Here is a 15,185-nt window from a genome sequence, read left to right as displayed (position 1 = left end):
TTCCTATAACATAAACAATGAGCAATTTGTTGGTCTTTGAAAACGATATTGACCTGCATTTGGCGGCATTAGTGATGATAAGGAGTTATTTGCGTCTTTACAAAAATAGCCTGTTTTTCAAGAAATTTACAATCTAAAGAATTGTAATAATCATGATAAAAAGAAATAAAGGTTGTATTTTAAAGATCTGTTGTGGATTACATATCTTGAAATATCTCTACCACCGGGATCATTACTAAATTTCTTGGGGGAAAGTTAGTGTACATGTCAATGAGTAAGAAAAATCTAATTACATACTATGTTTCATTCAGTGATCTGTTGATGCTCTTGGAATAAATAAGGATAACTAAAGATCAATAGTTGTTGATTTACATGTCCCCATCATAAAGGTTAGAGGCAATGTTATGAATACAAGGTATTTTCAATGAGTCCAGAACCATTTTCGAGAGAGCTTGGGCCCCAAGAAGCATTATTTATTGAAATGAATAGGTTATCTCGTGGTGGCCTGCAATTTGTTTCTTTTATAAAAGTCTGTGAGCCCTTGCAAATGGAGTCCTTGCGTGAGGGGTTGGCTTACTTGCATAAGCGTCATCCATTTTTGAGGGCGCGTGTAAAAAGGGGTGAGCGATTAAGATGGGTTTGTGATGTTGATTTTGTTGATGTGCCAATAGAAGTAACTCTAATTGTTGATCAGCTTGATTTGGAGAAAGAGTTTAGGGACCTTGCTGAGATCTTCATTAAAACTGAGGAGCATGTATATAGATTAAGGGTATATACAAATAAACAAGGCTTTGTTGAGTGGATTTGTTTTATAAATATACATGCCATACTTGATGGCAGATCCCTCATGACGCTGTTCTCTGATCTTGACAAGTTCCTATGCCTTCATGAAAAGCCAAGGCATGCCATTAAATCACTCCCTTTGCTAAATAGTATCGCTAGTCAACTAGAGGCTTCTGGATATTGTGGTGAGAAGGAATTTGAGCATCAAATAGAGGGGGGAAGCCGTTGGGCGGTTGAGAAGCAAGCGTCTGTTGCTGATAGAAGAGCCTGTGCTAAATCCTATTTAGTATCACCTAAAAAAATCGAGGGATTGGCTTATTTGGCTAAAAAAAATCAGATAAAGCTAACGGCGCTTTATTGTGCTGTTGCATCAGTTGCTGCCCGGGTTATACCAGCATGTAGAGATTTGACAGAAGTTATTTTCACGATGGATGCTCGACTATTGTGCAACCCTATTATCCCTAGTGATCATGTTGGTTCATTTTCAGAAACTGCCAGCCTAAAATTACCACCAAACGCAACAAGCTCCGATATTTTCGAGGTGGCCAAGCTTTTGAACAATGAGATTAATTTAGTGCTCCTCAAACAAAAACCAATGACAAAAAGCTTAAGATCTGACTATAGCATAGAGGAGGTCACCCGCATGGCTGCTGAGATCACTGCGCCGAAAGAATGCTTTCCTGCAGGTATTCTTGTTTCAAATGTAGGGAATATGCGCCTTCTTGCAAATGAAATGCGATATTTTGAAATTCGAAAAGGGATGATTAGTTTAAAAACTGCAATTAACCCCTTAATGATTATAAATTATACGACTTATCGCAACTCGGCTTTTGTCTTCGGTTATTGTGAGCCTTTGATTAGCGAAGATAGTATCTCTGCGTATATTGATGAATATATGGGTATCATTAACAGATTGATCTCTAATGTTAAATGTTAGTTTAATATAGCGTCTAGCAAACTGTTGGTCAGTTGATTAACTGAAATATTTCCCGAAGTATAAGTATCAGTCATATTGCAATGCATTCTATTGAACACAATAATTTGATGATTTAGCCCTACAGGTCTGATTGATTAAATGGTTAATAGTATGATTCGTTGATGGGGTATATATCAGAAAATCTGAGATGTAGCTAAGCCGCAGAATTCGAACCATATAATTTTAATATGGGTTAATCTTTATAGTTAAGACTTGGCTTGACCGTACACTTTATTTAAATAGGAAATGATCCTACCAAGTCTGAACTAATCTAACTGATACTTTACTCCACTGCTATTTTTTAGGCTTGAATCTTAGAGGCTTAACATTTCACGTAGCCGAGTGGCTGGCCGTCTGGCAACCTCTATTTCTTTCCCATCGGTCATGGTTATTATTAATCCACTATTAACCCAAGATTCTATATTCTTAATAAAGTTTAGATTGATAATTTGTTGTCGATTTACACGGAAGAATACTTCTGGGTTTAATCGTTGTTCTATTTTGGTTAGAGATTTATAGATAAAAGGCTTGCTGTCATCGAAAAATACTTGAGCATGGTTGCCGCAGTTTTCAAAGTATCGAATTTTTCCAATTTCGATTAACCAGCAACGCTCCCCATCCTTGATAAATATTTTATTGTTGGAGTCTAAATAGCTTGTTGAGCTATTTGTGTGCTCGGTGGGTGTTTCACTTGACGTCTTATCGAGAGCCTTCTTTAGTTTTTCAGGGTTTATGGGTTTTAGTAGATAATCCAGTGCATTTACTTCAAAAGCTTGTATGGCGTATTCGTCATAAGCTGTTGTAAAAATAACCTGAGGTGTGAAATCCAGTTTTTCAAGTATGTCAAAGCCATTGCCATCAGGAAGATTGATATCCAGGAATACTAAATCAGGCTTTTCCTCTGATATAAGGAGAATAGCTTCTTCACAGTTTTTTGCTTCTGCTATTAAGTTTATATTCTTATAAGGTTTGAGTAACTCTCTTAATTCATTGCGTGCGAGTCGAGAATCTTCAACGATAATGGCTTTCACTTCTTATACCACTAATTGTAAGGGAGAGGAGGGAATATGGCACCGAGCAACTACCTGGGAGCCCTGCTGTTCAATTCCAAAATATGTCTTGTCTCCATATTGTATGGTTAACCTTTTTTGTATATTGATTAACCCCAGGCCGGTATTACCAATCTCTTTGGTTGACTCTCTGATGAGAGTACCTGGATTTATCACAGTGATTACCATATGATTGTCTTCTTTGGTGATTTTAACCACTAGTTCACCGCCTTGTTTACATTTTTCTATTCCATGGCGAACGGCATTCTCGGCAAGCAGCTGGATTAGGAGTGGAGGTATTCGCTCTCCCATTAAATCTTCGTTAACTTCCAATGTGAAAGACAATCGATCTTCATATTGTATTTTCAAAAGTTCGATATACTGACAAACGATTTCCAATTCATCTCTTAATGATACAGTTTTATGCTTATGGGCCATTAACGTATAACGTAGAAGGTCGGACAAGTTCGTCAACATATCTCTGGATTTAGCTGTATCTTCAAGGATTAATCCTCGAATATTATTGAGCCCATTGAATAGAAAGTGAGGGTTTAACTGCCCCATTAGAGCGCTCATTTTTACTTCGTTCAGTTGTAATTTAAGTTGTGTTGCATCATGTTCGGCTTTGCGTAATTGCTCTTGATTTACCAGAGTAAGATAAATGAAACTCCAAATAAATATAAGAATGGTAAGATAGAACCAATTGCTAACAACAACCTCCCAAAAGGAAGATGGAATTTCATATCCTACAAAGATGTAATATAAATATCCAAAGCCAGTTGCAATATAGGCGCCTATACCGCCAAGAGGAATGGCAGCTAATAGGAAGCCAATCCATTGTTGATACCCGTTTTTATCAAAGAGGCTAAATCGATATATGATTTCTCGAGTAAGAAGGGTAGAGATCCCTGTAATAAACCCTACAATAATAATATTAATCACGATTTTATCGGTGTGATTCTGAGATAGAAGCCCTAAAGAGAAAACATTAACTAAAGAAAATATCAACCAGCCACCAAAATGGTAGGCTAAAAATTTTGCGGATGGAGTTGGGGATTTGAAAATACTCATTGCACATATATCTAAGTAAGTTGGCTCCTAAATCAGGAGCCATGTCTTGACATTCTTATCAAGTATCAGAAGCGTTCATTCAGCCACGAGGACATTACTTCGAGAGCAATAGGTGAAAAACTCTCCTCTAGCTCGGCATACTCTGAAAATGAGCCCTTATTGGCTATTTGAAAAAGGTGGTTCATTTTGTTCAGCTCGATAGTTTTAAAGTCTTTATGTCCAGCGCTGCTCAATATTGATTGTATATTACTTAGGTTCATTTTTGCATCAACCTGGTAGTCAAGTGAGCCATTAAGAGCCAGAAGTGGTGACTTTGTTTGTTTCAAATAAGGTTCAGGATTGAACTTAACAAAATAACGGAACCAAGGAGTAGTATACTGCTTCTTTAGTTGTTCAACCTGAGCATCCAACTCCTCTTCCTGAGCGCCTTCGAGCTTCACGCTTTCATAAAGCAGCTCATGAATCTCATCATTAAGACTTTCATTCATTCCGAGTTGAGCAATTCTTTCAAAAATCTCCTTATCTAACTGGCTAAGTCTTTGCATATTTTGTTCAGGTAAGTTATTGAACTTACGATTTCGGTGCCACTGATCAACCAGTAGCTCAGGTATTTTAACTCCAGGTCCAGCAAGTAAGATGGTAAATCCAATATCATCTCGACTACTGGCAACCATGGGAGCTATCATACCGCCTTCGCTGTGTCCTATTAATCCAACTTTACCCTTTGGGAGATCTTTACGGCTGTTTAAATAATCTACAGCTGCGTTGGCGTCACTGGCGAAATCCTTGCTGGTGGCTGCTCGAAAGTCACCACTTGAGCCGCCAATCCCGCGGTCGTCATAGCGAAATACTGCATATCCTTGCCGTGTCAAATGATCGGCGATTACCGCAAATGGCTTATGGCCAAACAGGGTTTCATCCCGGTCTTGAGGCCCAGAACCACTGATAAGAACAGCAGTTGCTTTGATATTAGACTTTGGTTTGGTCAGTGTTCCCGAAATGATATTGCCTGTCGCTGCATTCTTAAAGCTTACTTCCTCTATAGCATACGGAAATGGGCCCTTTGGTGTTTGGGGTCGCTTGCTAGTCCTGTTCTTTGTATCTTCAGATGCCCGGCTAAAGTTCAGTGGGGATGTCACTTCCTGGCTGATAGACCCAAATACAAGATCAACTGCTGCACTGTAAGTGCCTTTGTAGTTAATCTGTAAGTCTTCTACTTCGAAAGTGATACTGCTGTCCCGGATTTCCAGCATAGATATTTCTACTCCCTTAGCCCCAAGGGAAGGGCTATCTAAGGAGCCTTTCCACATACCGTTATCTTCTTCCAGGTGAATGACTACAGGTATATTCTTTTCACCATTAATCTGGGCTACGGACCTCCAATCACCCTCTAAACCTGAAGCCATTACATTGGTTGATATTAAGCCAGTTGTGAGGATTACTGTTTTCAAGTGCCACTTGGCTTCTGCAAAGAGTGTTTTGATAGGCTGCATTTGTACTCTTCCTGTACCTACTTGTTGAATGGTTGATATTCTACCTGTCGATTAGCCTGGTGTTATGAATTTAGTAGGAGTGGCTTCCTGAGGGGATGAATGGTAGGGAGGGGCGATGAGCGGTCTAGGATTACTCTGAATAGGAAATTCAAACAGATATCTTGCTCATAAAGTGGTTGACCATAGATTTGAGACTGGCGTGCAAAGTATTCTATTTTTGCTATGATCGATTTCTCTATAAGGGAATTAGTCGGCCGATAGATCTTTGAGGGTTTACTAATTATCAGCTCCAGTATGGGGCGTTTATTATCAATATCTATAAGGTTTTGCCAATAGATTTTAATCTTTAGGTTAATTTAAGTATACCCACTCGATTTGATTTTATTAAATAGCATTTCGTTTGAATGTAATAAAATGGCTCCCAAATTGGAGCCATAAATTCTAGTCAAATCTAGATTTTGAATCGTTCGTTTAACCATTCAGAAATTACATGTAATGCTTTTGGCGAAAAGCTTTCTTTTATTTCAGCATACTCAGTACTTGAACCTTTGTTAGCTATTTGAAAAAGATGATTCATTCTGTCAAGTTCAATGACTGTAAAATCTTTATGTTCGATTCTATTTAATACTGATTGTATATTACCTAAATTCATTTTTGCATCAACTTGAAAGTCTAAAGAACCATTAAGAGCCAATAGCGGAGCTTTTGTTTGTTCTAAATAGAATTCTGGATTGAACTTTAAGTAATCACGAAATATCAATGTAGAGTACTCTTTCTTTAGCTGTTCAAATTGGGTATTTATGTCCTCTTCGGGCACCCCCTCAAGCCTGATGCTGGAATAAATAAGATCCTCAATGGCATCATTAAGCGGTTCATTTAATTCAAGATTACCAATTTTCTCTAGGATTTCCTTATCTAACTCTTTGAGTTTGTTTAATATTTCTTCGGATAAACCATTAAATTTACGACCACGGTACCACTGATCAGCAAGCATAGTTGGTATTTTAACTGCAGGTCCAGCAAGTAAAATGGCAAATGCAATATCATCACGCCTACTGGCAACCATAGGAGCTATCATACCGCCTTCACTGTGGCCAATTAAGCCAGTTTTACCCTGGGGTAGGTCGCTACGGCTGTTTAAATAGTCAACAGCTGCGCTGGTGTCACTTGCGAAGTCTTTAGTAGTTGCTGTTTGATGGCTACCACTAGATCCACCAACCCCTCGGTCATCGTAGCGTAATACTGCATATCCTTGCCGGGTTAGGTGATCGGCTATTACGGCAAAAGGCTTATGTCCATAAAGAGATTCATCTCTATCTTGGGGACCACTACCACTGATAAGAACAGCCGTTGCTTTAATTCTGGATGCTGGCTTGGTTAAAGTTCCCGAAATTAGATTGCTTGTCTCTTTATTTTTAAAATTGACATCTTCAATAATATATGGAGTAGATTTTTTTTGTGTTTGTGAATGATTGCTAGAACCATCAATATGGTCATTTATTCTGCTAAAAAATGTAAGAGATGATGCCCCTTTCTTAATGTTTGCACCAGCGATTAGGTCTACCTGATTAATGTAACTTCCCTCGTATTTGATATCTAGGGCTTCTACTTCAAAAGCAATTCTATTGTCTGCAACCTTCAGCTCCGTAATGTCTAATTTCATTTCCTCTAAAGATGGGCTATTTAATACGCCAGTCCATTCACCGCTATTCTCCTCTAGTTGAATCACTATTGGTATGATCTTCTCATCATTTGTTTTAAGCATCGATCTCCAGTCACCTTCAATGTCAGTGGCCATAGCGTTGGAAGTCAATAAAGCGGCTAGGATTAATGACTTTAATCGCCACTTGGTTACTATAAATTTCGTTTTGATCGTCTGCATCATTAATTATTCCATAGGGTTAGTTGAATGGCTGGCATTCTAGATGTTGATTAACTTTATGTAGTTAATTTAGTAGGGGAGGTTTTATATAATGGATGAGCGGTAAAGAAAGATGATGAATGGCTAGGTCCTGCGCAAAAGTAAACAGGTTCTATCGTGCCATTTACTTTGAGCAATGTCCTTTCAGCTTGTTTTTGTTCGTTAGGCGAAAGATGGTTCTGTGTAGACGGTCAGTTTTAGCAGTTGAGCATACAGCATAAGTAGCTCAAAAGGACCATTCTTACTGTCAATCGCTCTAAAAGTCAGGGGAATCTCGGAGTTATTATGAGGTTTCGTCAATGTTATAGTTTGGTGAGTGTCCTTTCTTATACACTAATACTGTTCTCATAAAGCGCATAAATAGTTCGCCATCTTGCTTGAAGCCACGAGTCTCAACCGTCACTATTCCCTGAGTGGGGCGGGAATGTGATTCTCGTTTAGATAGGATCTCACTCTCAGCGTAGATGGTGTCCCCCTCAAAAACAGGTTTCAGTAGCTGTACCTTATCCCACTCTAAATTGGCTACTACCTTCTTGCTGATAGTGTTTACTGTCATTCCAGTTATAATCGCCAGGGTTAAAGTACTATCCACTAGCGGTAACTGCCACTCGGTTTTTTGTGCATAGTGGGCGTCAAAGTGTAACTGTGCCGTATTCATTGTTAATAGTGTCATCCAGGTATTGTCTGTTCGAGTTAATGTCCTACCTGGACGATGTTCAATGATCATACCTTCTGTGAAGTCTTCGAAGTAAAATCCAAAGTCTTCCCGGTAGCGATTATCGTTAATTCTTTTATATGGCTGGAATTGCATGACCACCACTTCCCTTTAAGTTTTAGTTTAGTTTATTGAATATAGAGATAACTTGCTTTGCTTTGGAGTAAACCGGTACATCAATCATCTCCCCTTGGTATTGACAGGCTTTACCCTTTGAATTGTTATAGATTTCTACTATTTTCTCTGCTTTTTCGTATTGTTCTTGAGTAGGTTTGAAAGAGGAGTTGATAGCAGAAATTTGTTTGGGGTGAATGGCGGCCTTGCCATTGAATCCCATCCCCTTAACGATATTTAGTTCTTTATTTAGTCCATCTTCATTATTGAAATCAAAATAGGGGGAGTCAAAGCAGGCCAGATTGTTTGCTGCTGAAGCTTCCACGATTTTACTACGTGCAGAGCTTAGGGCGTCTATTGAGTTGTCACAATTGAGGTCGTTGGCATAGTCTGCGGCACCAAACATTAAGGCCTGCAGTTTTTTGGGGCTGTCCTTAACAATATTGTGGATATTCATTGTTCCACAGGCAGTTTCGATTAAAGCAATAATGGCTATGTCCGTATAAGTTTGAGAGAGGAGTTTTCCAAGCTGTTGGATATCATTAGGCGACTCTGTCTTGGGGTAAAGTACAGCGTCGATGTGTAACTTGGTTGTAGTAATGGCAAGTATGTCTTTTAGTCCTTCATTGCTCGTTAGGTGGTTGATTCGAATAATATTGGCAGTATTGTCGCTTTGGCTTTTGGAGCAGTAGTGAATAGTATTGTCTCTGGCTAATTGCTTATCACTAGTGGGTACACTGTCTTCGAGATCAATAATAATTGCGCTGGCTTCTACCTCTGTTGCTTTCTGAAAAAGATTGGGCTTATTGCCTGGCGTAAAAAGTAGTGCAGGATAAATGTGTAGGTTGATCATATGCTTGGTTAGATAAAGTTGTGTTCTTTAGCCTGCTTTATCAGGTTGTCTCTAAAGTCTGGGTGTGCAATGTTAATTAGGGCATGTGTGCGTTCTGTGGTTGATTTACCCATAAGCTGGCAGCAACCGTACTCAGTAACGACATAGTCAACATCCAGTCTAGAGTCTGTTGTGATTGTATTTAGGCGCGGTACAATCCGGGAAATTTTCCCTCCCTGTGCCGTAGAACTGCTCGCCAATATGGTTTTACCATTTCTTGAGTAATATACGCCTCTGATAAAATCCAATTGTCCACCCACCCCAGAGAATTGATGATCGATAAATTCTGCATTTACCTGCCCATTGAAATCGATCTCAATAAAGGAATTGACTGAGATCATGTTGTCAATTTGAGCAATAGTTTGTGGTTCATTTACGTAGGAGACTGGAAGGCAGGCCATTGAAGGGTTGTTATCAATAAAGTCATAGAGTGCCCTATCCCCTATGGCAAAGGTGAACACATTGAGGTGTGTGTTTAGTTTTTTGCGTGAATTATTAACCGCACCAGATTTGATTAGGTCTATCATTCCGGAGGTGATAACCTCGGTATGTATCCCAAGATTCTTCTTGTTTGCCAGCTGCACGCACACGGCATTGGGAACACCTCCAATCCCCATTTGAATTGTAGCGCCATCGGGTATTAGTGGTGCAATATAATCGCTAATTTTCTTATCCAGTTCAGAGGTTTCTCTTTGCGGTTCTTCAATTAATGGGGTGTCGTTTTCTATAATTGCATCTACTTCACTAATGTGAAGTAATGTGCCCCCAGAAGTTCTCGGCATGTTTTTGTTGACTTCAACGATGAGTTGGTCTGCATGTCTGGATAACTCAATCGCATAATCTCCACTAGTACCAAAATTGAAATATCCATATTTATCCACTGGGGATACAGTTACTAGGAAAGCATCCAGATTCACTTGCCTTTTTATAATTTCCGGATATCGACTAAAGGAAATGGGAACATAATTGATATACTTCTTTCCTTTGGCGAAGCCTTTCTTTGCGAGCTTGACCTCGTCTTTGGTAAGCATGGATGAGAAGGGCCTGACGCGGTCTAGCAAGTCCTCCTGAAAGATTGTCTTCATCGCGACACCGCCACAACGCATGTAATAAACCATGAGTTTTTTTATGTCGCCTGTCCGAACCCGGTTTTCTAAAGCTTTAAGTAAAGCTGGCGGGGTTGCGACGCGCATACCCATGGAGATGATACTCTCGCTGGGGATAGAGGCTACGGCATTATCGGCTGTGGTTAGCTTTCTGTGGTATTGATCTTCGTGATTCATAGTGGGCTAAATTTCCAGTGCCTTAGGTGGGTTCTTGCCGTGGTTTTGGTAGATTTCTTGTCTTTCGTGAGCCTTGACTTTGAGGTATATGGTTTGAAATATTTTTTGATCTGTTTGGGAAGATAAATATTCTGCAGGTTTACCTTGCGACGCATCTATGCCATTGTTCCAGGGCATTATAGGTGACATTTAGAGGGCTAAGATCGATGAAGTGATATATTGGGGTTGTTTCGCGACTATTTTTCTAGAAACTATTTCAAAGTTTCATTAGATTAATTGATTTGCAGGCAATATAGAAAAATGCTCTTTAAGTAGATAGATAGCAATTCTCCCTGGCGACCAAGCGGCGGTAGTTTCTTTATCATGTTAAAGTTCGCCCAACCTTACTGTGTCGCACATACCTTCTAAACTTTCTGCCATGTTGTTTCAACGGTACCCTTCTATTCCTGCGGTGAGGGCAAAACAGGCCAATTCTATGGCGGGCAGGCTGTATCGTAGCAGACTCCCAATCCGGAGCTTTGTTGTGCTAATAGGCGTCGTTTCTTTGACTTTATATCTTGCCCCTGAGTACAAAATCCACAAGAGATCTTCGAAATAAACAGAGTTATCAATGAGGTTGGGACCATCTTTGCCACGTTTTAGTTGGGGGAAGACCTGGGTGATAAATTTCCACTGAATGTCTGTTAAATCTGGCTTAAATCTACTCGCACCTACTGTTCTTATCATTCTATTCGATCGTAAGAATAACCGGTTTAAAGTTATGAAACATTTCCTAATATTTTTTAATCCTCACTGGTGAATTGACTCTTTCCATAAAATTAATGTTAGCAATGTTTATTAAATTTATGGGAAATGAATTGTGATGCTTTACTTTGGTTGTGTTTGTGCGTGGGATTGTGAATAGATTCAATAATCATGAATTTACGTGATGTGGAATAGAGGTTTGATCAGGTTTGTGTGAGCAGCGGGATATAATCTAGAAGCTGTTTCATAACTTATTTAACGTAATTAACATGCATGCAATATAGAAAAAAGCACGATAAGTGGACAAATATCGCTCCCATCTAACAACCAAACGGCGGTAATTTCCCAACCACGCAAAAGTCCGCTCAACTTTCCAACGGCGAGTATACCTTCTGAGCTTTCTACCATCCTGCCTTGAGGCTTTTTTCCTATTTATCCTGTGTGGACAGATAAGGTCGATTCCACGACTCAACAGACTATCTCTAAGAGGATCAGAGTCCGCCGCTTTATCATAAACTAAGCGATGAATCTTTGTATTTTTATACGTAACATCAAGCAATGGATGTAATAACTTTACTTCTGCTGGTGAGGCCGAAGTAATGGTGCCTCCCAGTGGAATACCTTCGCCATCGACCACCACCATCCACTTTGAACCCTTGCCCCGCTTGGTTTTCCCGACTTCGAAGCCCCCTTTTTTGCTGGTGCAAAGCTACCATCAGAAAAGACTTCCTCCCAGTTAAGCAAAGACTGTTGATCCAATAGCTCCAGGAATCTTCTCCATGCATGTAGCCAAGCTCCTTGCTCTTCCCAAAACTGAAGCCTTCTCCAACATGTACTCGGTGATGGATAGTGTGAAGGAAGATCTTTCCATCGCGCTCCAGAACGCAAAACCCACAGGATGCCTTCAAAACAAGCCCGATTATCAATGGGTTTTGGGCCTCCCTTTCCTCGTTTTAATTCAGGAAGACATGGTTCGATCAATTTCCATTGATCATTGGTTAACTCTGACTTGAATCGGCTCACTATTGCTGAACTTTTTTTCTATGTAATTGCGTGAGAATAACCGATTTCAAGTTATGAAACAGCCTCTAATAAAATGTTGGCTTATTTTGGTGTTTGTGGTTTTGGCGATGGTTAGAAATTCAGCTTATAAATTATAGCGATGTAAAGCGACCGTGAAATATCATAAACCAGACTTGATAGGGTTTTAGGTGGGCTGTATAGAAAATTTCGTCAGGGCCTCCCTAGGTTTAATTGAGTTTTTTTTTAAATTCCTGGTGTGTAAAAAACGGGGGCTTATTGCCATAAACCCCCGAATCCTGTGAGATAAATTATTGATTGGTTACTTAGCGCCAAACACCCCATTGCCCGGTTGTGCCTGGCTCTTCACCCCTGGTCCACCATCCGGCAGTCCATGTTTTACCATTATGGCTTACCGTGTCCCCTGCAGTGTAGATTTGGTTACTGTCCCAGGTTTGAATGGTGGGATCTGTGGGATCTGTGGGATCTGTGGGATCTGTGGGATCTGTGGGATCTGTGGGATCTGTGGGATCTGTGGGATCTGTGGGATCTGTGGGTGTCGAGGGTTCAACGACAAAGGAGTAGACCTCGTCATCATTGGCAGAACTACTACTTACGGTTAACTTGAAACTCAACTCGTGTCGGGCATTGGTTAAACTTGAAGTGTCAATAACCAATGCACCACTCGGCCCGGCTGCTGTTTCCACTGGGCTGCCACTCACTTGAGACCATTGGGTATCTGTGATGTTTCCTGTACTTTCTCCTGTAGAGAGCACCAGTAATTCACCGTGCTCCACCTTGGCTATGTCGAGAGGCCTTAACACCTTGGGCGTAATAGACGCAATCAATTCACTGCCATTACTTGTGATGCTGAACTGGCCTGAAGCGCGTGCATCTTTAGAGTTAAAATAGTTGCCATGCAAGTCACCTTGGAAATACATGTAATGGTTCATTTCCTCATGCCAGCGACCGATAAAGACATTTCCATTGTGATTGGATTGATACCAGCCAGTAACTTGAGATGCTAGCAGTCTATCCCAATCATTTTTATTGTCCTCAGTAATTGCTAATGAAAACGATGAGTGTTCCTCACTATTTTTATTGAAGACCGTATAATTGACAGTATCCCCTACAGCTACTGAATCGATATTAATTCCCTGCGGGATAAAGGTGTTGCCTTGAATAAGGTATGGCTCTGTTGTACCCGGATCAGGTTCGGTAGGCGGTTGAACATCACCATTTACAATGGTGATATCACTACAGTTGTAGAAACCTTCACCCGCTGCATCTACTCGTTGCCAGCGTACAAATAAAATCGCATTGCCTACTCTGTCTTGAGGGATCGTAACATTCATTCGGTATTGGCTATTCACAACTGGCACATCGCCCACTTCCTGAATAAGCTCCAAGTCATCCCAGGCGAGAGGCTTTGAAAGGTCAGCGTTGGGCTTGGTTAGATAAAACTGCCAAAAAGAGGGGTTGTGCGGTGCTGTTGCATTGAATACGTATTCAAAGATTCCAGCGTTAACTTCAACTCGGCTCCAAGTGTCTGTAGCTGCACCCATGCCCTTTTTTTGTGGGTCATTGGCATAGCAGAGTGTTCCATCTGGAATGGCTGCTTTTACGGCCGTAAAATTATTGTAGTCAGGAATGTTGATGGAAAATTCATTGTGTTGCTGAAATGGATAAGACCCAGAGATGGTTTTTGCTAATGCACAGCCAGGATTTGGGGGAGTTCCAGACCAGACATTCCCTTGGTCATAGCATATTTTTTGCCTCGCCTTTGGGTATTCAGACCAGCCGTGAGCTTGAACCTGCAAGCTGAAAGGCATCAGTAGTAATGTGGCAATGGCACATTTTGTTCTTAGTAGCATGGATTTACTCCTGGTATCTCTATTTTTGTGAGTCCGTTAACTTCGTGAATAAGAGTGCTTCACGGTGGTTGAATTCTTGTAATAAAAAACTGTTTGTAGAGTGTTCCTTTAGATGATGTCGAAAAAATCTAGGTGACACTCTAAATTTAAAATCCAGTGTGAACTGTGACGAAGGTTGAGTTTTTTATTACTTAAAAAATGTAAAAAAATTTCGAATTAATATTTGTGTTTGTTCAGTTGCATCACTCAAACAGACATTCGGTTTGGATGTGGGTTCCCGTTGGTAGGGTAAAATCTAACTTCTTGGTTTCTCTTTCCGGATAAATTGTCGGTGACCAGCTTTGCTATTTTGGTCTAGATATGTCTTTTTTGATCCCGATATCTCAGCTAAATAAAGTCAAAATACGATGTTAAGGGTAAAACTTCTGGTTTTTTTCTCTTTAGCGGATTTATATGTGGCTTCGTGAACATCTGGTTTTAGTGACCGGGATGGGTAAAAAAGCTGGATAGTCCGTATGGTCATTTCTTTTTATTGCAAACATCGTGGCTCAATGACCACAGGGCCACACTGTGACGATTTTGGCATAATACGCTTTCAGTTTGCTTGAGGGGCTTCAGGTAAATTGCTTGGGGTTAAAGGCACTGTGGGAATTTTATTTAGGGCACTTATTTGGTGGTTTATTTAAGGTTGTGTTCTATGCCCATTTGAACAGGCCTTCTCTAAAGCTTGTGTGAGCAATGTTGTCAGTGCGTGTGTGTTAAGTCGTGGATTTTCCCATTAATTGACAGTAGCCATATTCTGTAACAATGTAGTCAACATCAAGTCTCGAGTCTGTTGAGATTGTATTTAATCGAGGCTCAATTTTTGAAACGCTTCCCTCTTTAAATGGTAGAGCCACTTGCTAATATTTTTTTATAAAATCCAGCTGACCATCAACACCTGGAATTGATGATCAAGAAATTTGACGTTAACCAGCCCATTGAAATCGATCCCAATAAAGGGACCAACCGAGATCAAGTTGTCAATTTTTCATTCTGGAATGTAAAAGCAGTCTGTTTGTTGGAATGCCTCAAATTGCTTGTATGTACACCGATTTGTACGATCCATGAGGAAGTTGCTGATGTCGCTATGAGCTTGTGAACCATTCAATAGGCAGTAGGCTATTTGTTTTACGAAAAGGTAAGTAAAAGAGATTGTTATTGAACTTGGCAGTAAAGCCCTTATAGCGGCGTGGCGTGGAGAAATAGAG

The 15,185-nt window shown here is 40.2% G+C and carries 11 protein-coding genes and 1 pseudogene; 1 reads left to right on the top strand and 11 read right to left on the bottom strand.

From position 1 onward, the window contains the following. Positions 1-424 precede the first annotated feature (424 nt). On the top strand, positions 425-1,720 hold the full coding sequence (locus tag ACJJIJ_RS10450) for a hypothetical protein (protein ID WP_444939521.1): 1,296 nt from the start codon (positions 425-427) through the stop codon (positions 1,718-1,720). 353 nt (positions 1,721-2,073) lie between these two features. Here ACJJIJ_RS10450 and ACJJIJ_RS10445 read toward each other — a convergent pair whose 3' ends face one another. The 11 genes and pseudogenes from ACJJIJ_RS10445 to ACJJIJ_RS10395 form a co-directional block, all read right to left on the bottom strand. Beyond that, positions 2,074-2,790: a LytR/AlgR family response regulator transcription factor gene (locus ACJJIJ_RS10445; RefSeq protein WP_444889931.1), complete on the bottom strand. Its 717-nt coding sequence runs from the start codon at positions 2,788-2,790 to the stop codon at positions 2,074-2,076. A 3-nt stretch (positions 2,791-2,793) separates the two neighbouring features. Beyond that, a complete protein-coding gene (locus ACJJIJ_RS10440; RefSeq protein WP_444939520.1) occupies positions 2,794-3,879 on the bottom strand; it encodes a sensor histidine kinase in 1,086 nt (361 codons plus the stop codon). A 65-nt stretch (positions 3,880-3,944) separates the two neighbouring features. After that, positions 3,945-5,372: an alpha/beta hydrolase family protein gene (locus ACJJIJ_RS10435; RefSeq protein ID WP_444939519.1), complete on the bottom strand. Its 1,428-nt coding sequence runs from the start codon at positions 5,370-5,372 to the stop codon at positions 3,945-3,947. A 451-nt stretch (positions 5,373-5,823) separates the two neighbouring features. Further along, positions 5,824-7,257, bottom strand: coding sequence for an alpha/beta hydrolase family protein (locus ACJJIJ_RS10430; protein ID WP_444939518.1), 1,434 nt, complete (start codon positions 7,255-7,257; stop codon positions 5,824-5,826). Between the two features lie 319 nt (positions 7,258-7,576). Next, positions 7,577-8,104, bottom strand: coding sequence for a MaoC/PaaZ C-terminal domain-containing protein (locus tag ACJJIJ_RS10425; RefSeq protein WP_444939517.1), 528 nt, complete (start codon positions 8,102-8,104; stop codon positions 7,577-7,579). Between the two features lie 22 nt (positions 8,105-8,126). Next, a complete protein-coding gene (locus ACJJIJ_RS10420) occupies positions 8,127-8,975 on the bottom strand; it encodes an HpcH/HpaI aldolase/citrate lyase family protein (RefSeq protein ID WP_444939516.1) in 849 nt (282 codons plus the stop codon). Positions 8,976-8,983: 8 nt separating this feature from the next. Beyond that, on the bottom strand, positions 8,984-10,297 hold the full coding sequence (locus tag ACJJIJ_RS10415; RefSeq protein WP_444939515.1) for an acetyl-CoA hydrolase/transferase family protein: 1,314 nt from the start codon (positions 10,295-10,297) through the stop codon (positions 8,984-8,986). A 988-nt stretch (positions 10,298-11,285) separates the two neighbouring features. After that, positions 11,286-11,714, bottom strand: a pseudogene (locus tag ACJJIJ_RS10410) (IS5 family transposase); the annotation flags it as partial. Beyond that, a complete protein-coding gene (locus ACJJIJ_RS10405) occupies positions 11,615-12,064 on the bottom strand; it encodes a transposase (protein WP_353505425.1) in 450 nt (149 codons plus the stop codon). The pseudogene ACJJIJ_RS10410 and the gene ACJJIJ_RS10405, both read right to left, overlap by 100 nt. Before the next feature lie 323 nt (positions 12,065-12,387). Next, positions 12,388-13,935 carry a lytic polysaccharide monooxygenase gene (locus ACJJIJ_RS10400; RefSeq protein ID WP_444939514.1) on the bottom strand — a complete coding sequence of 516 codons (1,548 nt, stop codon included), beginning with the start codon at positions 13,933-13,935 and terminating at the stop codon, positions 12,388-12,390. A 758-nt stretch (positions 13,936-14,693) separates the two neighbouring features. Then, entirely contained in the window at positions 14,694-14,834 is a 141-nt protein-coding gene (locus ACJJIJ_RS10395; protein WP_444909231.1) for an acetyl-CoA hydrolase/transferase C-terminal domain-containing protein, read from the bottom strand. Positions 14,835-15,185: the final 351 nt, after the last annotated feature.

This window comes from Microbulbifer mixtoriginis (SeqCode), from assembly GCF_052467945.1.
The sequence above is the reverse complement of the archived record's forward strand: the minus strand, read 5'-3'. Positions and strand labels throughout refer to the sequence as shown.